This window comes from Enterobacteriaceae bacterium Kacie_13 (assembly GCA_013457415.1).
Lineage (GTDB): Bacteria > Pseudomonadota > Gammaproteobacteria > Enterobacterales > Enterobacteriaceae > Rahnella.
Genome location: CP045665.1, coordinates 2,674,193 through 2,695,397, shown reverse-complemented (window position 1 = coordinate 2,695,397; position 21,205 = coordinate 2,674,193). Strand labels below are relative to the sequence as shown.

General features: G+C 53.3%; 16 protein-coding genes. 8 read left to right on the top strand and 8 right to left on the bottom strand.

Going from position 1 to position 21,205, the window contains the following annotated elements; translation table 11 throughout:
- The 4 genes from flgI (at window position 1) to flgL (ending at window position 4,923) form a co-directional block, all read left to right on the top strand.
- A complete protein-coding gene (gene flgI / locus GE278_12235) occupies window positions 1-1,107 on the top strand; it encodes a flagellar basal body P-ring protein FlgI (protein QLK61491.1) in 1,107 nt (368 codons plus the stop codon).
- Entirely contained in the window at window positions 1,107-2,057 is a 951-nt protein-coding gene (flgJ, locus tag GE278_12230; GenBank protein ID QLK61490.1) for a flagellar assembly peptidoglycan hydrolase FlgJ, read from the top strand. The genes flgI and flgJ overlap by 1 nt, the downstream gene beginning before the upstream one ends.
- Before the next feature lie 187 nt (window positions 2,058-2,244).
- Entirely contained in the window at window positions 2,245-3,897 is a 1,653-nt protein-coding gene (flgK, locus tag GE278_12225; GenBank protein ID QLK61489.1) for a flagellar hook-associated protein FlgK, read from the top strand.
- 63 nt (window positions 3,898-3,960) lie between these two features.
- Window positions 3,961-4,923 (top strand): flagellar hook-filament junction protein FlgL, encoded by a 963-nt coding sequence (gene flgL / locus GE278_12220; protein ID QLK61488.1) that lies wholly within the window; start codon window positions 3,961-3,963, stop codon window positions 4,921-4,923.
- Window positions 4,924-5,223: 300 nt separating this feature from the next.
- Here flgL and GE278_12215 read toward each other — a convergent pair whose 3' ends face one another.
- The 4 genes from GE278_12215 to xylA all read right to left on the bottom strand — a co-directional run bounded on the left by GE278_12215 (window position 5,224) and on the right by xylA (window position 9,909).
- Window positions 5,224-5,919 (bottom strand): CidB/LrgB family autolysis modulator, encoded by a 696-nt coding sequence (locus GE278_12215; protein ID QLK61487.1) that lies wholly within the window; start codon window positions 5,917-5,919, stop codon window positions 5,224-5,226.
- Window positions 5,912-6,316 (bottom strand): hypothetical protein, encoded by a 405-nt coding sequence (locus GE278_12210; GenBank protein QLK61486.1) that lies wholly within the window; start codon window positions 6,314-6,316, stop codon window positions 5,912-5,914. The genes GE278_12215 and GE278_12210 overlap by 8 nt, the downstream gene beginning before the upstream one ends.
- 718 nt (window positions 6,317-7,034) lie before the next feature.
- Window positions 7,035-8,486, bottom strand: a complete 1,452-nt coding sequence (gene xylB, locus GE278_12205) for a xylulokinase (GenBank protein QLK61485.1) — start codon at window positions 8,484-8,486, stop codon at window positions 7,035-7,037.
- A 103-nt stretch (window positions 8,487-8,589) separates the two neighbouring features.
- On the bottom strand, window positions 8,590-9,909 hold the full coding sequence (xylA, locus tag GE278_12200) for a xylose isomerase (GenBank protein QLK61484.1): 1,320 nt from the start codon (window positions 9,907-9,909) through the stop codon (window positions 8,590-8,592).
- Between the two features lie 380 nt (window positions 9,910-10,289).
- On the opposite strand from xylA, the gene xylF reads away from it, so the two are divergent.
- From xylF to GE278_12180, 4 genes are all read left to right on the top strand, one after another.
- A complete protein-coding gene (xylF, locus tag GE278_12195) occupies window positions 10,290-11,282 on the top strand; it encodes a D-xylose ABC transporter substrate-binding protein (GenBank protein ID QLK61483.1) in 993 nt (330 codons plus the stop codon).
- A 66-nt stretch (window positions 11,283-11,348) separates the two neighbouring features.
- Entirely contained in the window at window positions 11,349-12,890 is a 1,542-nt protein-coding gene (locus tag GE278_12190) for a xylose ABC transporter ATP-binding protein (GenBank protein QLK61482.1), read from the top strand.
- Window positions 12,883-14,082: a sugar ABC transporter permease gene (locus GE278_12185; protein QLK61481.1), complete on the top strand. Its 1,200-nt coding sequence runs from the start codon at window positions 12,883-12,885 to the stop codon at window positions 14,080-14,082. The genes GE278_12190 and GE278_12185 overlap by 8 nt, the downstream gene beginning before the upstream one ends.
- Before the next feature lie 181 nt (window positions 14,083-14,263).
- A complete protein-coding gene (locus tag GE278_12180) occupies window positions 14,264-15,451 on the top strand; it encodes a helix-turn-helix domain-containing protein (GenBank protein ID QLK61480.1) in 1,188 nt (395 codons plus the stop codon).
- A 124-nt stretch (window positions 15,452-15,575) separates the two neighbouring features.
- On the opposite strand, the gene GE278_12175 is transcribed toward GE278_12180, so the two are convergent.
- The 4 genes from GE278_12175 to GE278_12160 all read right to left on the bottom strand — a co-directional run bounded on the left by GE278_12175 (window position 15,576) and on the right by GE278_12160 (window position 21,130).
- Window positions 15,576-15,791, bottom strand: coding sequence for a hypothetical protein (locus tag GE278_12175; GenBank protein QLK61479.1), 216 nt, complete (start codon window positions 15,789-15,791; stop codon window positions 15,576-15,578).
- Window positions 15,792-16,145: 354 nt separating this feature from the next.
- Window positions 16,146-18,470, bottom strand: coding sequence for an alpha-xylosidase (yicI, locus tag GE278_12170; GenBank protein QLK61478.1), 2,325 nt, complete (start codon window positions 18,468-18,470; stop codon window positions 16,146-16,148).
- Between the two features lie 37 nt (window positions 18,471-18,507).
- Complete coding sequence (locus GE278_12165; GenBank protein ID QLK61477.1) at window positions 18,508-19,875, bottom strand: glycoside-pentoside-hexuronide family transporter; 1,368 nt, start codon at window positions 19,873-19,875, stop codon at window positions 18,508-18,510.
- Between the two features lie 181 nt (window positions 19,876-20,056).
- Window positions 20,057-21,130, bottom strand: coding sequence for a substrate-binding domain-containing protein (locus GE278_12160; protein QLK61476.1), 1,074 nt, complete (start codon window positions 21,128-21,130; stop codon window positions 20,057-20,059).
- Window positions 21,131-21,205: the final 75 nt, after the last annotated feature.

Below are 21,205 nucleotides of genomic sequence, written 5' to 3'. Positions count from 1 at the left end.
ATGCGAAAAATTCTTTCCGGTATCTTCTGTCTGGCGATGTCCGCCCTGGTGATACTGCCCGCATCCGCCGATCGTATTCGTGATTTGACCACGGTACAGGGCGTGCGTGATAACGCCCTGATCGGCTATGGTCTGGTCGTCGGCCTCGATGGTACGGGTGACCAGACCACGCAGACGCCGTTCACTACGCAAACGCTGACCAACATGCTATCCCAGCTTGGGATCACCGTGCCTGCAGGCACTAACATGCAGCTGAAAAACGTTGCCGCGGTGATGGTAACCGCCAAGATGCCACCGTTCTCCCGCGCCGGTCAGGCCATCGACGTGGTGGTGTCCTCCATGGGTAACGCCAAAAGTATTCGCGGCGGCACCCTGCTGATGACCCCGATGAAAGGGGTTGATAATCAGGTTTACGCGCTGGCGCAGGGTAACGTGCTGGTCGGCGGTGCCGGGGCGTCTGCCGGTGGCAGCAGCGTGACGGTCAATCAGGTGTCCGGCGGACGTATCACCGGTGGCGCGACTATCGAACGCGAACTGCCAAGCACCTTCGGCACCGAAGGCGTGATCAGCCTGCAACTCAACGACGAAGACTTTAACCTTGCCCAGCAGGTCAGTGATGCGATCAACCGTCAGGGCATGGGTGTGGCCTCCGCGCTGGATTCGCGCAACATTCAGGTTGTGGTGCCGCGCGGTAATGTTTCACAGGTGCGCATTCTGGCGCAGATTCAGAACATTGAAGTGAACGTCGGGCCGATGGATGCAAAAGTCATCATTAACTCCCGTACCGGCTCGGTAGTCATGAACCGTGACGTGACGCTGGACAGCTGCGCAGTGGCGCAGGGCAATCTCTCGGTGGTGGTCGATCGCCAGAACGATGTCAGCCAGCCCAACACGCCGTTCGGTGGCGGTCAGACGGTGGTGACGCCTAACACCAATATCTCCGTGCGTCAGTCGGGCGGGTCGATCCAGCAGGTGCGCTCCAGTGCCAGCCTGAACAACGTTGTCCGTACGCTGAACGCCTTAGGCGCGACGCCTATCGATCTGATGTCTATTTTGCAGGCCATGAAAACAGCCGGCTGCCTGCGCGCTGATTTGGAAATTATCTGATGAGCGATCTGATGTCGATGTCCGGGGCGGCGTATGACACGCAGTCCCTCAACAAACTGAAGCGGGATGTGTCACTGGATCCGCAGGCGCACATCAAGGAAGTGGCGAAACAGTTTGAAGGCGTGTTCGTGCAGATGATGCTTAAAAGCATGCGTCAGGCGCTGCCGGAAGGCGGGTTGCTGAGCAACGAACAAACCAAACTTTATACATCGATGTACGATCAACAAATTGCACAGGATATGTCCAACAAAGGATTGGGCATGGCGGACATGATGGTCGAACAACTGACCGGCGGCACTAAACAGCCGTCGGAACTGGCGGGGACTGTGCCGATGGCGCTGGACAACGAGGTGCTGAAAACGCTGCCGCTTCAGGCGATGGAACAGTATCTGCGTAAAGCCATCCCGACGGCACCGGATCGCACCACCGGCGGTGCGCCGCTGTCGCAGGACAGCGGCCAGTTCGTGTCCAGCCTGAGCATTCCGGCGCAGGTTGCCAGTAAAGACAGTGGGATCCCGCATCAGCTGATTATGGCGCAGGCCGCATTGGAATCCGGCTGGGGACAGCGCGAAATTCCGACCAGCGACGGCAAGCGCAGCTTCAACCTGTTTGGTATCAAGGCGGGCAGCAGCTGGGACGGCCCGACCACCAATATCACTACCACCGAATATGCCAACGGCGTGGCCAAAAAAGTCCAGGCCAGTTTCCGCGTGTACGGCTCGTATGTCGAAGCCATCAGCGATTACATCAAACTCCTCACCAACAACCCGCGCTATGCGCAGGTGGCCTCGGCCAGCACGCCGGAACAGGCGGCACACGCGCTGCAAAAAGCGGGTTATGCCACAGACCCGAATTACGCCGACAAACTGGTGAGTGTTATCCAGAAAATCAAAGGCGCGGGCGAGCAGGCGGTGAAAGCCTACAGTCATGATCTCAAAGATATTTTCTGATATGCACGTTCTAAATGGCAACCTCCTCTCAGGCTTTAAAAAAGTTTGAAAGCGGTTGCCATTTTTTTCTCAAGTTTTCATCTGTCAGGCCGATAACCAGATCAATATGGGAAAAGGGCCAGACCCCGACCCGACCCCTTTACTTATCCGGCGGTAAACTTTTACACCGGCAGCCAGAAGGTCACTCATGTCCAGTAGCTTAATCAACACCGCAATGAGCGGACTGAACGCAGCGCAGGCCGCGCTCAGCACCGTCGGAAACAACATCGCTAACGTCAGCGTCGCCGGGTACAACCGTCAGACAACGATCATCAATCAGAGCAATGGCACGGCGACGGGTGCGGGTTACATCGGTAACGGCGTAACGGTCACTGGCGTGAATCGTGAATACAACTCCTTTGTGGTCAAACAGTTGCTGGGCTCCAGCGCAACCAGCAGCGCGTTATCCACCCAGCTCGACCAGGCCAGTTCCATCGATGATTTACTGGGCGACAGTTCCACCGGTATTGATGCGACTATGGCCACCTTCTTTAAAGGCCTGCAAACCCTCACCAGCAACGCCAGCGACAGCGCCGCGCGTCAGGCTGTGTTGGGCGAAGCGCAGGGCTTAACCGCACAGTTCAACAGTTCGGCAAAATACCTGAATGACATGAATACGGCGGTGAATCAGCAGATCACGCAGAACGTTGATCAGATCAACACCTACGCGTCGCAGATTGCCAAACTCAACAGCCAGATCACCGCCACACGCGGCAGCACCGGTCAGGAGCCTAATGCGTTGCTCGATCAGCGCGATCAGCTGGTCAGCCAACTCAACGACATCAGCGGTGTGGTCGTAACCCAGCAGGATGGCGACACCTATAACGTCTCCTTTGCCAACGGCGTGCCATTGGTTAACGGCGGCAATGCCAAAACGGTGGTAGCGATGGCCTCCAGTGCCGATCCTACCAAGCTGACCGTGGGCATGACTCAGTCAGATGGCAGCGTGACAGAACTTCAGGAAAGCCGCCTGACCACCGGTTCACTTGGCGGCACGCTGGCGTTTCGTAAAGACAACCTCGAGCCTGCCATCAATCAGCTGGGCCAGCTGGCGCTGAGCATGGCGGACAGTTTCAACACCACCAATAAAGGCGGTTTTGACCTCAACGGCGACGCCGGGACCGACTTTTTCACCTTCACCGGCGCGACCACCGTCGGCGACACAAAGAACACCGGTACAGCGGATGTCAGCGTGGCGTACACCGACACCACAGCGGTCAAGGCCAGTGATTACACCATGGCCTACAACGGGACCAGCTGGGATGTGACCCGCGTATCTGACGGTGCAAAAATCAGCCCGACGGCCGGGACGGATGCCAGCGGCAACGCGACCCTGAACTTCGACGGTCTGGCCGTTTCTGTCACCGGAACGCCTTCGACCAAAGACAGCTTTACGCTCAAAACCGTCAGCAACGTGGCGGGCAGCCTGAACGTTGCGATCAGCGATTCATCACTGATTGCCGCCGCAGGCGCGTCAGACAGCGGCGTAAGCGACAACACCAATGCGCAGAAATTGCTGAACCTGCAAACCGCCAAACTGGTGGAAGGCAAATCCACCCTGACCGGCGCTTATGCCAGCCTGGTGAGCAACGTGGGCAATCAGGTCAGTACGCTGACCACCACCAGCACAGCGCAGGCCAACATTGTGACGCAGCTGACCGCGCAACAGCAGTCCATCTCCGGGGTTAACCTCGATGAGGAATACGGCGATCTGCAACGTTACCAGCAATATTATCTGGCGAACGCGCAGGTTGTGCAGACGGCTTCGACGATTTTCGACGCGATCATCAACCTTCGTTAATACCTGATAAACACGTACCGGGTATTGAGAAAGTCTACTTCGAACTGATAAGGAACTGATGCCATGCGCCTTAGTACCAATATGATTTACACACAAAATATGGATGCGGTGCTGGATGGTCAGAACCGTTTTCAGGCAACAGGTTTGCAGCTTTCGACCGGTTCCAAAGTCAGCAAGCCCTCGGACGACCCGCTGGCGGCGTCTCAGGCGGTGCTGGTTCGTCAGGCATCCGCTCAGAACAGCCAGTATTCTGTGGCACGTACTTTCGCCAATCAGAGCATGAGTCAGGAAGAGTCAATCCTCTCAAGCGTGACGTCTTCCATTCAGGATGCGCAAACGCTGATCGTTCAGGCCGGTGACGGTTCACTGAGTGACGATGACCGTTCTTCACTGGCGACCAAGCTGGAAAGCCTGAAGTCTCAGATTCTGAACATGGCGAACAGTACTGACGGTAATGGTCGCTATATTTTTGCCGGTTACAAAAGCGATACCGCACCCTTTACACAAGATCCGACCACGGGTGATGTGACCTACGTTGGCGGCACCACTGAGATTTCTCAGCAGGTTGACGCCAGCCGCACCATGACCATCAACCACACCGGCAACGAAGTTTTCCAGACCCTGACCGGTGATGCGAAAGCGGAACCCAACGGCGACCCCAGCGAGCCCGATATCTTCAAAACCATTGATGGTGCGCTGAAAGCCCTGAAAACGCCGTCTGCGGATTACACGAGCGATACCGAATACACTGACGCGATCGACAAAGCCAACCGTGGCCTGAGCAACTCGCTCAACAACGTGCTGTCTGTGCGTTCTGAACTGGGTACGCAGATGAGTGAACTGGATACGCTGGACACGCTCGGTGATAACCGTGAAGTGACCAACGCCAGCAAGCTGAGTAACTTAGTTGACACCGACTGGACGTCAGCGATTTCGACCTACACGCTGCAACAGGTAGCGCTTCAGGCTTCTTACAAGACTTATAGCGCTATGCAGGGTATGTCACTGTTCCAGATGAATTCGTGATCCCTACTGCGCGTCGTTGCGTAAGACTTCTCTTCTTCGTTATCGACTGCATACCGGCTTTGAAAGCGGGTATGCAGGCCTTTTTCTGACAGTACTTAAACCGGGTACTTTCAGCTTTGTATGTCGTCTTTCTAAGGTTGGACGACATACATTTTTTCCCTTCCCCGTCATATTTCGTACTGGCTCAGCGTTGGCTTCCTTCGCGAACCCCGGTCACATACTTAATGTATGCTCCCGGGGATTCGCTCAGTTGCCGCCATGATCCCGCACGAACTATTTAGGGGAAGATGAGTACGTTTTTTAATGACCAAACATGGCGAGAAGGACGGGGAACAGGAAAGGGGCAAGCAGGGAAGTGATGATCCCGCAAATCACCAGCGCCAGTGAACTGAACGCGCCTTCCTGATAATCCATTTCGGCGCAGCGTGCTGTGCCGAGTGCGTGTGAGGCGGTACCCATCGCCAGACCGCGTGAGGCTTTAGTGGTGATCTTAAGCAAATTCAAAATACTGTGACCAAACACTGCGCCGAGAATACCCACAAATATCACACACACTGCGCTTATCGCCGGAATGCCGTTAATAGATTGCGCTGTCGCCATCGCAATCGGTGTAGTGACGGATTTCGGTAAGACCGAGGCGGCAATCTGCGGCGTTGCGCCCATCCATAATGCAATCGCCGTCCCGGTGACCATCGCCACTACGCTGCCGATAAAACAGATACTGATGATGGACTTCCATCGCGCGCGAATCTGATGGAGTTGCTCGTACAGCGGGAAGGCGAGTGCAACGACGGCAGGTTGCAGCAGGTCGTTAAGGATTTTGCTGCCCGCGAAATAACGCGCGTAGGGAATGTTGGTCACCAGCAGCAGGGGAATGATCACGACCATCGACATCAGTAGCGGATTGAGCAGCGGCATTTTCAGCCTGATGGCCAGTTTGCGGGTGGCGAAAAAGACCAGCAACGTCAGCGGCAGTGACCACAGAATATCAATCATTTTTATCCTCCGCATTGTCCTTTATGGTGCCGCGATCTCCGTGAATATAGTGGGAACAATACCCCACCACCAGCAGCACAATCAGTGTACTGACCAGGCAAGACACCACCAGTGGGCCAAACTGCGTGCGCAATTGTTCGTAGTAATTCATCACACCGACGCCGATCGGCACAAACAGTAAGGCCATGTAGCGGATCAGTACGTTGCAGCCGGGTTTAACCCATTTAAACGGCAGAATTTGCGTTGAGAGCAGGCAAAACAGAATCAGCATCCCGATGATGCTGCCGGGGATAGTGAGAGGCAAAAGCGAGGAAATCGCGTTACCGGCGAATAAACACAGATAAATTAGAATAAACGCCCGAATATATTGAAATGCCAGAGAGGCTGCATTGCTCATGGTGTTTCACCCAGTTGAATGATGCATTCATCATACAATTAAGATGTGATCTACGCCACATTACTCAGTATGAAATTTAGGAATGAAGTGTATTCCATAGGAGGGCGGTTGGCGCGGGGAAAATGATGCAACACCGGGCCTCGGGCGGTGTTTAATTTCAATTTAAACTTCAAAGTCAAAACTGTGAGTTGCTACCCACACTGGCCTTTAAATTCAAGATCAAAACCTTGGGTTGCCACCCAAACTGGCCTTTAAATTCAAGATCAAAACCTTGGGTTGCCATCCATACTGGCCTTTAAATTCAAGATCAAAACCTTGGGTTGCCACCCACACTGGCCTTAAGAGGCGCCTGTCGCCGCGCCTCTTAAGAATCTCCGGCTCTTTAAAACACGCGCCATGCATCCCGGCTCTGTTTCAGCAGCTACAGCTATTGCCGCAAAATCCCGCCGCTGCGCGGTTCCCTCGGGGCGGGTTACAACCCGCGCAAACAGACGCGCGGTTTTCCACCTCTTCCCCGGCGTGATTTCTGAACGCGGCCACAGGTTTTTTAGGTCACAACCTCACCGGCTCGGATCATTTAAAAAAAACAAAATGACGCGATAGGCCCCTTCGCAGCGGGATGGGCAAAGCAAACCGGCGCAGCGGATTAAGCGATCACTGCATGTGAGAAACCGAAACTTCTCCGGGCACTTTTTAGCCGTAGATACCCGGCCTGATATCACATCAAATCCTCAAGGCGTTTATACAATTCCCGGAATACCTTCCGCCGCTGCGCATACACTGCTTGTTTCTCAGCATCTGGCTGATGCACTTGTTCTAGTGCCAGCTCAGGCAGGAATTGCTCAACCGGTTTGCCCGGATTCATTGCAATTTGCGCTAACCTCGCAGCACCCAGCGCAGGCCCTACGTCACCCCCGGTACGGTACTCCAGCGTCTGGCCGCTGATATCTGCCAGCATTTGACGCCAGTAAGGGCTGCGCGCGCCGCCGCCGATTAGCGTAACGCTTTGCGGTTTGAGGCCGGTGGCGTGTAAAACGTCCATTCCGTCGGCGAGGGCGAAACCAACACCTTCAAGTACGGCGCGGGCGATGTCTGCCGGGCCATGCTGGTGGGTCAGGCCGAAAAGAGTACCTTTGGCATTCGGATTGTTGTGCGGTGTGCGTTCACCGGAAAGATACGGCAGGAACCAGACCGGTGAATCCGCAGGTGGCGTATTTTCAGCCAGACTGATCAACTTGCCGACGGAGGCGGTACCGGTGAGGTTTGCGGCCCAGTCGAGACAGGAGGCCGCACTGAGCATTACAGACATCAGATGCCATGTATCTGGCAAAGCATGGCAGAAACTGTGTACCGCTTGCTGAGGATTGCTCAGGAATCCGTCGCTGACCGCGAAGTACACGCCCGATGTGCCAAGCGAGAGCATTGCCTGGCCGGTTTTGTACAGACCGACGCCCACGGCCCCGGCGGCGTTATCGCCACCGCCTGCGATAACCGGGACACAATCCATGCCCCAAAGAGAGGCCAGTTCTGGTAATAGCTGGCCTGTGATTGCATTGCCTTCAAACAACTCTGGCATGTGTTGTCGCGTCAGGCCAGTCGCGGCGAGCAGGCTGTCGCTCCAGTCGCGTTTGGCGACGTCCAGCCACATCGTGCCCGCAGCATCAGACATATCGGTGGCGAAAACGCCAGTCATCAGCCAGCGCAGGTAATCTTTTGGCAGTAATACTTTGTCGATTCTGGCAAACAGCTCATGTTCGTTCTCACGCAGCCACAGCAGTTTCGGTGCGGTAAAACCGGGCATCATCAGATTACCGGTAATATGACGGGAATCGGGCACAGCGGCTTCCAACTGCTGGCACTGGCTAAAACTGCGACCATCGTTCCAGAGGATCGCCGGGCGTAATACGTTTTGCTGTGCATCCAGTAGGGTTGCACCGTGCATCTGACCGGTAATACCGACTGCTTTCACCTGCTTCAAAGAATGTTGCTGCGTGAGAGCTAAAACGGCTTGGTGGGTAGCGTTCCACCAGTCAGCGGGATTTTGTTCAGACCACAAAGGGTGCGGACGGGAAAGGGTTAGCGCCTCACTGTGGCTGGCCACCACCTGACCCTCTTCGCTTAGTAAAATCGCTTTAACGCCAGAGGTGCCGAGATCTATACCGAGATACATACCAGATTCCTTTTTTGAGTAAGGTGCAAACCCATTCCTGAAGTCTTGCAGCAGTAACGCCCTGCCAACCAAAGGCTGACAGGGCGCAAATCACAACGATGTTTTAACCAAACAGATAGCGGTTAACCAGGTTTTCTAAACGTTCCTGTTGGCCGCTTTGATGCTGAGGGTTGATCGCATTTTGCTGCGCCATATTGCTCAGAGATTCCAGTGACATTTTACCCTGCAGGATCTGCTGACCCAACTCAGTGTTCCAGCCTGCGTAGCGCTGCGCAACGTGCTTATCCAGTTCGCGGCTTTCAATCATACGTGCCGCAACTTTCAACGCCAGCGCCATGGTATCCATGCCGCCGATGTGGCCGTAGAACAGGTCGTATTTATCGGTGCTCTGACGACGCACTTTAGAATCAAAGTTCAGGCCACCGGTGGTGAAACCGCCCGCTTTGATGATTTCATACATCACCAGCGCATTTTCTTCCACGCTGTTCGGGAACTGGTCGGTATCCCAGCCGCACTGCGGGTCGCCACGGTTGGCATCGACGGAGCCAAAGATGCCCAGTGCGATAGCGTTGGCAATTTCATGATGGAAGGAGTGACCTGCCAGCGTGGCATGGTTCGCCTCGATGTTTACTTTGATCTCTTTTTCCAGACCGAATTGTTTGAGGAAACCATATACCGTAGCCACATCATAATCGTACTGATGCTTGGTAGGTTCTTGTGGTTTTGGCTCGATCAGTAAAGTGCCCTGAAAACCGATTTTGTGCTTATGCTCGACGACCATTTGCATGAAACGACCCAGCTGTTCGCGTTCCTGACGCAAATCGGTGTTCAGCAAAGTCTCGTAACCTTCACGGCCGCCCCACAGGACGTAGTTCTCGCCGCCCAGTTTCTTGGTGGCGTTCATCGCATTCACGACTTGCGTGGCAGCCCAGCTGTAGATTTCAGGATTAGGATTAGTTGCGGCGCCCGCACCAAAGCGTGGATTTGAGAAGCAGTTTGCCGTGCCCCACAAGAGTTTAACGCCGGTAGTTTCCTGCTTTTGTGCCAGCACATCGGTCATTACGGCCAGATTGTTGACGTATTCTTTCAGTGACGCGCCTTCCGGCGACACATCAACGTCATGGAAACAGTAATACGGCACGTTCAGTTTTTTGAAGAATTCGAAAGCCACGTCGGCTTTGGCCTTAGCCAGTTCCAGTTCGTTACCCGGCTGCTGCCATGGACGTACAAATGCCCCTGGGCCAAACATGTCGTTGCCGTTCCAGCAGAAGGTGTGCCAGTAACAGGCGGCGAAACGCAGATGCTCAGCCATGGTTTTGCCGAGGATCACTTCTTCAGGATTGTAGTGACGAAATGCCAGCGGGTTAGTGCTGTCAGCACCTTCGTAGCGAACTGCATCCAGCTTGTCGAAATATGCGTGCATTGAAAAACTCCTTGAAAACGGGCCCAGCGGGACTGGGAGGCTGAGGCTCTATCTTCGGAGTTGTCTGTTGGTCTAACAATTACGTTATTTCACACTCAATTTAATAGAATTATTAAATGTGCAGTAGATCGCATAATTAACCCTGTTCACCTTGCTTTTCTCTTCATTTTTCGTGATGTCTCGATAATAAAATTACTAATCCTTGTTGAATTACAATCAAACCATGATCCCCATCAAATTTCCGGAAATAAACAAAAAATCATAACGAGGTGATTAAAATCTGCAATTGCCGATTAATTATCCAGCGACAACAATCCCTGTGTCATTTCTGTACGGTTCTCTGTATCTGCCTCTTCTTATTCTTATAAAAGGTCTGAAAAATGAAAATGAATAAAATGATTCTTTCTGCCTGCGCTGCCTTGATATTGTTCAGCCAGGCAGGTGTGGCGAAAGAAATCAAAATAGGTATGGCGATTGATGACTTACGTTTAGAGCGGTGGCAAAAAGACCGTGATATTTTTGTGGCTAAAGCGAAGACGCTGGGTGCAGATGTTTTCGTGCAATCGGCCAACGGCAACGAAGAAACCCAGATGGCGCAGATCGAAAATATGATTAACCGCGGCGTTGATGTGCTGGTGATTATTCCCTACAACGGCGAAGTGCTGAGTAACGTCATTGCCGAGGCCAGGCGCGAAGGCATCAAAGTGCTGGCCTACGACCGCATGATCAACAACGCCGATATCGATTTCTACATCTCCTTTGATAATGAAAAAGTGGGTGAATTACAGGCGCAAAGTCTGGTGGAGCGCGTACCGCAAGGCAATTACTTCCTGATGGGCGGCTCTCCGGTGGATAACAACGCTAAACTGTTCCGCGCCGGGCAGATGAAGGTGTTAAACCCGCTGATCAAAGACGGCAAAATCAAAGTGGTTGGCGATCAGTGGGCCGATGGCTGGTTGCCGGAAAATGCGCTGAAAATTATGGAGAATGCGCTGACCGCTAATAACAATAAGATCGATGCTGTGGTTGCTTCCAATGACGCTACCGCAGGGGGGGCAGTTCAGGCGTTGTCCGCACAGGGTCTTGCGGGCAAAGTGGCTATCTCCGGGCAGGACGCCGATTTGGCAGCCATCAAACGTATCGAAGCGGGTACGCAAACTATGACGGTGTATAAGCCGATCACTAAACTGGCCAATGATGCGGCTGAAATTGCCGTGCAGCTCGGTAAGGGTGAAACGCCAAAATCTAATGCCACTTTAAATAACGGTAAAAAAGAAGTGCCATCGTATTTATTAACCCCAATTTCTGTCGATAAAAATAATATTGAAAGCACGGTTATTGCTGACGGCTTCCATAAAAAAACGGATCTTTAATTTTTCAATATTCTCTATAAAAACAACATGTCTCAATGACATGTTGTTTTTATCAGGATGCATAATATGCCAGAACAACTTGAAAAATCAGCACTGCTGGAAATGCGTAATATCACAAAGAAATTCGGCGCGGTAAAGGCGGTCGATAATATTAGCCTGACGCTGGCCGCCGGCGAGGTATTATCGCTGTGCGGCGAAAATGGCTCGGGGAAATCCACCTTAATGAAAGTGTTGTGCGGTATTTATCCGCAAGGAACTTTTGAGGGCGAGATTTATTTCTCTGGTGAAAGACTGAATGCAAAAGGGATCCGCGATACCGAACAAAAGGGCATTGCGATTATTCATCAGGAACTGGCGCTGGTGAAACAACTGAGCGTGCTGGAAAACATGTTTCTCGGCAATGAATGGGGCAGTTACGGCCTGCTCGATACCGATAAAATGTATCTGCGCTGCCAGCGCATGCTGGCGCAGGTGAAACTGGATATTGACCCGCACACGCTGGTCGGCGATTTAGGCTTAGGCCAGCGCCAGCTGGTTGAGATAGCCAAAGCGCTCAATAAGCAGGTGCGACTGCTGGTATTAGATGAGCCCACAGCCTCGTTGACCGAAACCGAAACCGCCATTCTGCTGGATATTATCCGTGACCTGCGTCATCACGACATCGCCTGTATTTATATTTCCCACAAGCTGACTGAAGTAAAAGCCATTTCAGACAAACTTTGTGTTATCCGCGACGGAAGGCACATCGCCACCTGCAATGCGGCAGGTACGTCAGAGAAGGAGATCATTTCGATGATGGTCGGGCGCGAATTAACCGAACTGTTTCCTCCCCGCGATCGACAGATTGGCGATGAGATTTTGCGTGTCGAGAACCTGACGGCATGGCATCCGGTGAACCGACATATCAGACGGGTGGATAACGCCGGTTTTACCCTACGGCAAGGTGAAGTGCTGGGCGTGGCCGGGCTGGTAGGGGCGGGCAGAACAGAAATGATGGAGTGCCTGTTCGGGGTCTATCCGGGAAAGTGGTCGGGAGATATCTGGCTGCAAGGTAACAAAGTGCAGATAACCGACTGCCGGGATGCCATGCGGCGCGGGCTGGCGATGGTGCCGGAAGACCGCAAGCGTGACGGCATCGTACCGGTCATGGCCGTGGGCAGCAACATTACGCTGGCTGCACTTAGTCAGTTCAGCAGCGGCGGTATTCTTCGTGAGGCGCAGGAGCAATTCACCATTAGTGAATCAGTGAAACAGCTGAAAATTAAAACGCCTTCTTCTGAACTGGCGATTGGTCGTCTGAGCGGCGGCAATCAGCAGAAAGCTATTTTGGCGCGTTGCCTGTTGCTGAAACCTAAAATCCTGATCCTCGATGAGCCAACGCGCGGAATCGACGTCGGAGCGAAGCATGAAATCTACAAACTGATTGGCCAGCTGGCAGCTCAGGGAATGGCTGTCATCGTAATTTCCTCCGAGTTACCTGAAGTGTTGGGGCTCAGCGACCGCGTGGTAGTAATGCACCTCGGGCAGGTTAAAGCCTGTTTGGAGAACAACAATTTGAGTCAGGAACAGGTCATGGAAGCCGCATTGAGGAGTGAATCATATGTCTAAATTTACCCAGCCAGAAACCACCCCCAACTCCGTAAATGCAGGTAAAACGGAGGCCGCATTTTCTCTGCAAAAGCTGAAAAACATTAACCTTCAGGTCTTTGTTATGCTGGCGGCGATTGCGGTAATTATTGTGTTCTTTAGCCTGACGACTGATGGCGCGTATATCAGCGCACGTAATATTTCTAACCTGCTGCGCCAGACGGCGATCACCGGCATTCTGGCCGTTGGCATGGTATTTGTGATCATTTCGGCGGAAATCGATCTGTCCGTGGGCTCGATGATGGGCTTACTGGGCGGCGTGGCGGCGATTTTTGATGTCTGGCTTGGCTGGCCGCTGCCACTGACTATCGCGGTAACGCTGGTACTGGGATTATTGCTCGGCGCGTGGAACGGCTGGTGGGTGGCGTATCGCAAAGTGCCGTCATTTATCGTGACGCTGGCGGGGATGCTGGCTTTTCGCGGGATCCTCATCGGGATCACCAGCGGCACCACAGTGTCACCGACTTCTCCGGCGATGTCGTTAATTGGCCAGAGTTATCTGCCGGATTCTTTTGGATTTGGTATCGGTGCGGTGGCGCTGGCGGCATTCATCGGCTGGCAATGGCGCAGACGTAAACAACGCAGCGCGCTGGGGCTGCCGGTGGCTGCCGCCAAAACGGACGTCACCCGTCAGGCGTTAACCGCTATTGTGGCGCTGGGCGCAATTTACCTGCTCAATGATTACCGTGGTGTCCCGACGCCGGTGTTGATTCTGGTAGCGCTGATGCTGGGCGGGATGTTTATGGCGTCGCGTACGTCGTTTGGTCGTCGTATTTACGCGATTGGCGGCAATATTGAAGCGGCGCGCCTGTCGGGCGTTAACGTCGAGCGCAGCAAGCTGGCGGTGTTTGCCATCAATGGTCTGATGGTGGCGATTGCCGGGCTTATCCTCAGCTCTCGTCTGGGCGCAGGTTCGCCATCGGCCGGTAATATAGCGGAGCTGGATGCTATCGCGGCCTGTGTCATTGGCGGTACCAGCCTCGCTGGCGGAGTTGGCAGCGTCGCTGGCGCGGTAATGGGGGCATTTATTATGGCTTCGCTCGATAACGGCATGAGCATGCTCGATGTGCCGACGTTCTGGCAGTACATCGTAAAAGGGGCGATTTTGCTGCTGGCGGTGTGGATGGATTCAGCCACTAAGCGCCGGACATAATAGCGGCGGGATCCGCGGAATTTTAAGGCACTGGTTCAGTGAAATCTGTGGCACCTCACAGAATCGCAACGCCGTATCCCCAGATCTTACGTCGTTGTGTTATTGAGCAACGCAATGAGCCTTGTTCCTCCGTGCGGAAGGACAAGGCTTTCGTCAATATGATCATCGGTGAGAAACAGGCATGTTTGAAAAACGCTACAGGATTACGCTGCTCTTTAACGCCAATAAAGTCTACGACCGTCAGGTGGTAGAAGGCGTGGGCGAGTATTTGCAGGCCTCACAAAGTGACTGGGATATCTTCATCGAAGAGGATTTTCGTTGTCGCATAGACAACATTAAAGACTGGCTGGGCGATGGTGTTATCGCTGATTTTGACGATCGTGAAATCGAAACCCTGCTCGAAGATCTCAAAGTGCCTATTGTCGGCGTGGGGGGGTCCTATCATCGGGAAGAGGATTATCCCCCGGTTCATTACATCGCCACCGACAACTTTGCGTTGGTGGAAGCGGCCTTTATGCACCTGAAAGAAAAAGGGATTAATCGTTTCGCTTTTTACGGTTTGCCCGATACCGGCGGCAAACGTTGGGCGCAGGAGCGTGAACACGCGTTCAGAACGCTGGTGTCTTCCGAGCAGTATCAGGGCGTAGTGTATCAGGGGATGGAAACCGCGCCGGAAAACTGGCAGCACGCGCAAAACCGGCTGGCCGACTGGGTACAAACCCTGCCGCAGCAAACCGGGATTATCGCGGTGACCGACGCCCGCGCCCGTCACTTATTACAGGTCTGCGAACATCTCAATGTTCCTGTACCGGAAAAGCTCAGCGTAATCGGGATTGATAATGAAGAGCTCACCCGCTATTTGTCGCGTGTGGCGTTATCTTCGGTGGTGCAGGGGACGCGTCAGATGGGCTATCGCGCGGCGAAGTTACTGCATCAGTTGCTTGATCAGCGCGATTTGCCATTGCAACGTATTTTAGTGCCGCCGGTGAAAGTGGTGGAGCGTCGTTCTACCGATTTCCGTTCGCTGCGGGATCCTGCGGTGATTCAGGCAATGCATTACATCCGCTATCACGCCTGCAAGGGCATCAAAGTGGAACAGGTGCTGGATGCGATCGGCATGTCACGATCCAATCTTGAAAAACGTTTTAAAGATGAAACCGGCCAGACTATCCACGGCGTAATCCATGAAGAAAAGCTCGACCGCGCCCGAAACCTGCTGGCGGCGACGTCGATCTCGATTAATGAGATTTCACAAATGTGCGGCTATCCGTCCCTGCAATACTTCTATTCGGTATTCAGGAAAGGCTACGAAATGACACCGAAAGAATATCGTAGCATTCATGGCGAAGGGGTGTATCAGGACAGCTGAGGTGAGCAGCCCGCGTTGAAGAAATGCCCTGCCCAATGTTGAGCAGGGCAAACCTGTTAAGGTTCCACGACTTTCTGATAACCAATCAGCATCAGTGTCGGTGTTTTTCCGCTTTCTTTGGAATTTACGGTAATGGTACGGCCGTTACGTTCACCGCCAATATAATAGGCGACTTCGGTTTTCCGGCAGTTAATGCTGCGCGGACGGCTTTATCAACGTCAACATAACGGAACTGTTGAATGTCATCCATATAAATACTGCCATCGGCGGCCAGCGCTGCATGAGGCATTAGCGCAAACGAACCAGTTAACAGCGCCAGTGAACACAAGGTATATTTCATGTTGAATATCCTTCAGGTAATCTCATAGGAAACGTCGTGAATATATATGTGAAGAAAAAGCCAATCACTTCTTAATATTAAGTAACCATTCCGTTAATGAAATATTTCCTTGCCCTGTGGTGGATAGCAGGGCGGCGGAAGCAGATTTCAGGCGCGGTGAGGTTATTGACTGGTTTTCATGGGTAATCATTGTTATTTGATAAACAGCCTGAGAGATACTCAAGTCCATCTCAATTAAAGGATGTGAGTTATTTTAGGCTGATAAAATGCGGAAGGGTGAGAACGGGGATAGATAAAAGCCCGACGCTGAATAAACGTCGGGGCATAAAAATACGCTTTTTAAAAAAATATATTTTATAGCGTGATAATAAACTGTTTTTGACCGTGCTCCGGCGTAATCACCATACCTTGCGCATTCTTCGACGCGGTTGCCATATCGCAATGCGCCACGTGATGAAGGTTACGCAGGCACATCGTCCAGTCAGTGGCCTGCCCTTCGCTGGTCAGCGTCAGCGTATTACCACTACGTTGAACGTTCAGAGTAAAGACCACGTTGCCTTGCAGATCGGTAATCTGACTTTCGGCAATCGCGCCGTCTTCCAGCTCGAACAGATGGAATTGCGGACCGTCACTGTAGTCGTAATCAGGCTTCTGATCGTTGCTGCCCATCGCCAGTAGGGTGTTCGGGCGCACATACAGCGGCAGGCTGTTGAAGCCATGTTGCTGACGGTGCCAGCGCGAACCTTCCGCCACGTCATTATTCAGCAGATGCGTCCAGCGGCCCTGCGGCAGATAGAAATCAACATCCCCTTCTTCGCTGAACACTGGTGCAACCAGTACGTCGTCGCCGAGCATGTACTGACGATCCAGGTAATCACATGCCGGATCTTCCGGGAACTCCAGCATCATGGCGCGCATTACCGGCGTACCCTGGCTGGCGGCCTGCGCGGACGCAGGATAGAGGTACGGCATCAGGCGGCATTTAAGCTGCGTAAACTGACGTACCACGTCGCAGGCTTCGTCGTCGTATACCCAGGGTACACGATAGGATTTGCTGCCGTGCAGACGGCTATGGCTTGAGAGCAGGCCGAAGGCGCACCAGCGTTTGTAGATATGCGCTGGTGCAGTATTTTCGAATCCGCCGATGTCATGGCTCCAGAAACCAAAGCCGGACAGACCAATGGAAAGGCCGCCGCGCAGGCTTTCCGCCATCGATTCGTAGGTGGCGTAGCAGTCGCCGCCCCAGTGAACCGGGAATTGCTGAGCGCCTACCGAGGCCGAACGTGCAAACAGAACGGCTTCGGATGCGCCAAGTTTGTCCTGTAACGTTTCGTATACCAGCTTGTTATATACAAAAGCATAGTGGTTGTGCATTTTCTGCGGGTCGCAGCCATCGTGCCAGATAACGTCAGTTGGAATTCGCTCACCGAAATCGGTTTTAAAGCAGTCGACGCCCATATCTACTAAGCGTTTCAGGTGTCCGGCATACCAGGCACTGGCCTCAGGGTTGGTGAAATCAACGATGCCCATTCCGGCCTGCCATTTGTCCCATTGCCAGACGCGGCCATCGGGGCGTTTGAGCAAATAACCTTTCTCTTTGCCTTCGTGGAACAGCGGCGATTTCTGGCCGATATACGGGTTAATCCACACGCAGATCTTCAAACCGCGCGCTTTCAGACGTTGCAGCATGTCTTGCGGATCGGGGAAGGTGGCCGGATCCCATTCGAAATCACACCACTGAAAAGCTTTCATCCAGAAACAGTCGAAATGGAAAACGTGCAGCGGCAACTGGCGGTCGGCCATACCGTCGATGAAGCTGTTGACCGTGGCTTCGTCATAATTGGTGGTGAAGGACGTGGTCAGCCACAGACCGAATGACCAGGCTGGCGGCAGCGCAGGGCGGCCGGTCAGGCGGGTGTAACGATCAAGGACTTTTTTCGGCGTCGGGCCATCAATGACGAAATACTCAAGGTATTCGCCTTCCACGCTGAATTGAACTTTTGAGACTTTTTCAGAGCCGACCTCAAAAGACACACATTCCGGATGATTCACCAGCACGCCGTAGCCACGGTTAGTCAGGTAGAACGGAATGTTTTTATAAGATTGCTCGGTGCTGGTACCACCATCGCGGTTCCAGGTTTCGACAGTCTGACCATTTTTGACCAGCGCGGTGAAGCGTTCGCCGAGGCCATAAACGGTTTCACCGACGCCCAGATCCAGCCGCTCCATCATGTAGGTCTTCTGGCTGTTGCCGTCCTGCACGTAACCGTTAGATTTCGCCACGCTGCCGGTAATGCGGCGGCCATTGCGCAGGAAATCCAGAGTCCAGTTGTTGCCTTTGGTGACGCGCACCGACAAATCGCCGCTGTGTAATGCAGCAAAGTCGTCGTTGTCTTCAAAGTGCAATTCATGTTGTTCAGACTCGATCAACGGGTAGTGCGGACCTCTGTCCCTTTCACCGTCGAAGTGCGTAATGCGTACGCCAATCACGCCACTTTGCGGCGAGAAGAAACGCAGCGTAAACAGCGGCGAATCCAGCTGGCTGGCGCGTTCCGACGCGTCTTTCGGCGCGGCGTAAATTACCATCTCGTTTCCTGATCTTTGCACTTCAAACACCTGGAGCGGGTGAGTGAGTGTCAGACCGTCCTGGATCAACCAGTTACCATCACTTATTTTCAAGGTGTTACCCTCCTTTTAAACTTCATCCAGATGAAATTTATTTCATAAATTCTTGCTGATTGCGGCGGATGCCCTGTGACACTTCATCGATGATGCGGCGCAGCAGCGGGGTGCGCAGAATGTAGAAGCGTTTACAGATGATGGCGCTCAGCAGGTAGCAGACCGCCGGAACAAGGGTAAACAGCGCCACAATGCTGGTCATGGTGGCGGCATTTTGCGTGGCGGCACCGGACTGATAACCGGAACCGGCCAGCATCCAGCCGATCATTGCGCCTGCCAGAGCCAGACCGAGTTTCAGGACGAACAGGGTGCCCGCGAAGCTGATGCCGGTCAGGCGTTTACCATCATTCCATTCGCCGTAATCGACGGTGTCAGACATCATTACCCACTGAATGGGGGTGACGAGCTGATGCAGGACACCGATAACGAAGATAAAGATGAACATCAGCACGCTGCCATTTACCGGCAGGAAGAACATGCACAGGCTGAGGACGGCCAGTATGGCGTTAGTCCACCAGAAGACGCTGACTTTACATTTCCAGTCGGTCAGGGGTTTTGCCAGCGCACTGCCGAACAGGTTGCCGACGGAGTACACACCGAGGAACCAGGCGAAAAGCACCGGATTACCCAGAATATAGGTGACGTAATACATCATCGCGCCGCCGCGAACGGCGACAGCCATAATATTGAGAATGGTCAGCAGGCCGACGATACGCCACTGGTCGTTATGCCAGATGTCACGCAGGTCTTCGCGCATGGTACCGGTCGGTTTGCCCGGATCGATACGTTCTTTGGTGGTGGCAAAGCAAATCGCCAGCATCACCGCTGCGACAATCGCCAGCACGGCGATCCCGCCCTGATAGCCAAGCGCCTGATTGCCCTTCCCGATGAAGTTCACCAGCGGCATCATCAGTACGGTACTCAGCATGCCGCCCGCGGTGGCCAGCACGAAGCGGTAGGATTGCAGGGAGATACGTTGTTCCGGGTTATTGGTGATCACCCCGCCAAGAGCACAGTACGGGATATTGACCACGGTATACATCAGGGTCAGCAGCGTATAGGTGATGGCGGCATAAATCATTTTACCGGTCATGCTCAGTTCAGGCGTGGTGTAGGTGAACACGCAGACAATGCCGAACGGGATGGCACCGAAGAGCACATAGGGGCGGAATTTCCCCCAACGGGTACGGGTCCGGTCAGCGAGTAATCCCATGCACGGGTCAGAGACAGCGTCCAGTGCGCGCGCCAGCAGGAACATAGTGCCAACGTAGCCGGCCGGGATACCGAAAATATCGGTATAGAAAAACATCATGTACAACATGACATTATCAAAAATGATATGACTGGCGGCATCGCCTAATCCATAACCAATCTTTTCCTTGACTGAAAGGATTTCTGTACTCATTGCTTCATTGTCCATATGAAAAGGGAGAGTACGTTTTTAAAGGTTGTCGGCGGGAAGGGCTATTGAGATTTTTGCTTCTGAATTTATGTTTCTTTATTTCTGTGATCGCAGGGGGCAAACGGCGGAAAGTTGAGCGGGGAAAAGGGTGAAAAAACCTCCCGTTGCCGGGAGGTTTACGCAATTACTTTTTATATTTCGCTTCCAGCGTGGCAAACCACGGGGCGGTGAAATCTTCAGATTTGCCCCAGCCTGGAATAATTTTGCTCAGGCCGGTCACGTTGATACCGTCCGGCTGGCTGAGCAGCAGAGACTGCGGGATGGTCTGCGCCGGGAACTCGTAGGTCGCAGGGGTTTTCTCACCGGCAATTTTCAGCGCCACGATGCGCAGGTTTACCGCACCAATCAGCTGCGTATCCACCGCGGCGGTCATCTGCCACGGGCTGCCTTTTTCGCGCATCAGCTGCAGATCCTGATTTGAAACGTCGATGCTGTAGAGTTTGATTTCAGTACGACCATTCTCTTTCAGCGCTTTATACGCGCCCTGACTGAAAGCATCCCATGCGCCCCAGATCGCGTCGATCTGCCCCTTAGGGTATTTCGCTAAAATTGCACCGACTTTATTGGCCGTATCGCCCTGCACATCAGAAGAGACCGCGCCGATAGATTCGAGCTGATGAATGCCAGGATTCTCTTTGAGGATCGCTTCGTAGGTTTTCTGACGGCGCTCCATTGGCGGGAAACCGGCCACCCACAGCTTGACGATGTTGGCTTTACCATTGAAATCTTTGACTAATTGCCCGACGGACGCTTTTGCCAGAGACGCATCGTCCTGACGGGTGACGGTCACGCCAGGAATATTTTCCGGCACGTCGGTATCAAATGCTGACACCGCGATGCCCGCTGCGGCGATACGTTTGACCAGCGCTTCAGAATACGGGCCGCGACCCTGCGAGAGAATGATACCGTCGTATTTCTGGCTGATAGCCTGATTAACGAAATCCTGGAATTTCGCATCGTCACCGTTGCTCAGAAACGTATCCACTTTAAAGCCGAGGGCACGACCCTGTTTGATCGCACCGGCCAGAAACTGAGTGGTGTTATCGTCCGAACCCAGGTTACGCACAATGGCGATACGCACCGGACCGTTATGTTGAGCAATCGCCGCCGGAACAGGCGCTGGCGTGGTATCAGCGGCAAATGCCGGAAGCGCTGAGAACAGGCTGAGTGCCAGCAGGGATGCGGATATTTTTTTCATTATTTAACAACTCCGTCGGTGCGATGTCTGCTTGCGGCAGGGAAAATATCTGGTGTCATTTCGGTATGCAATTAG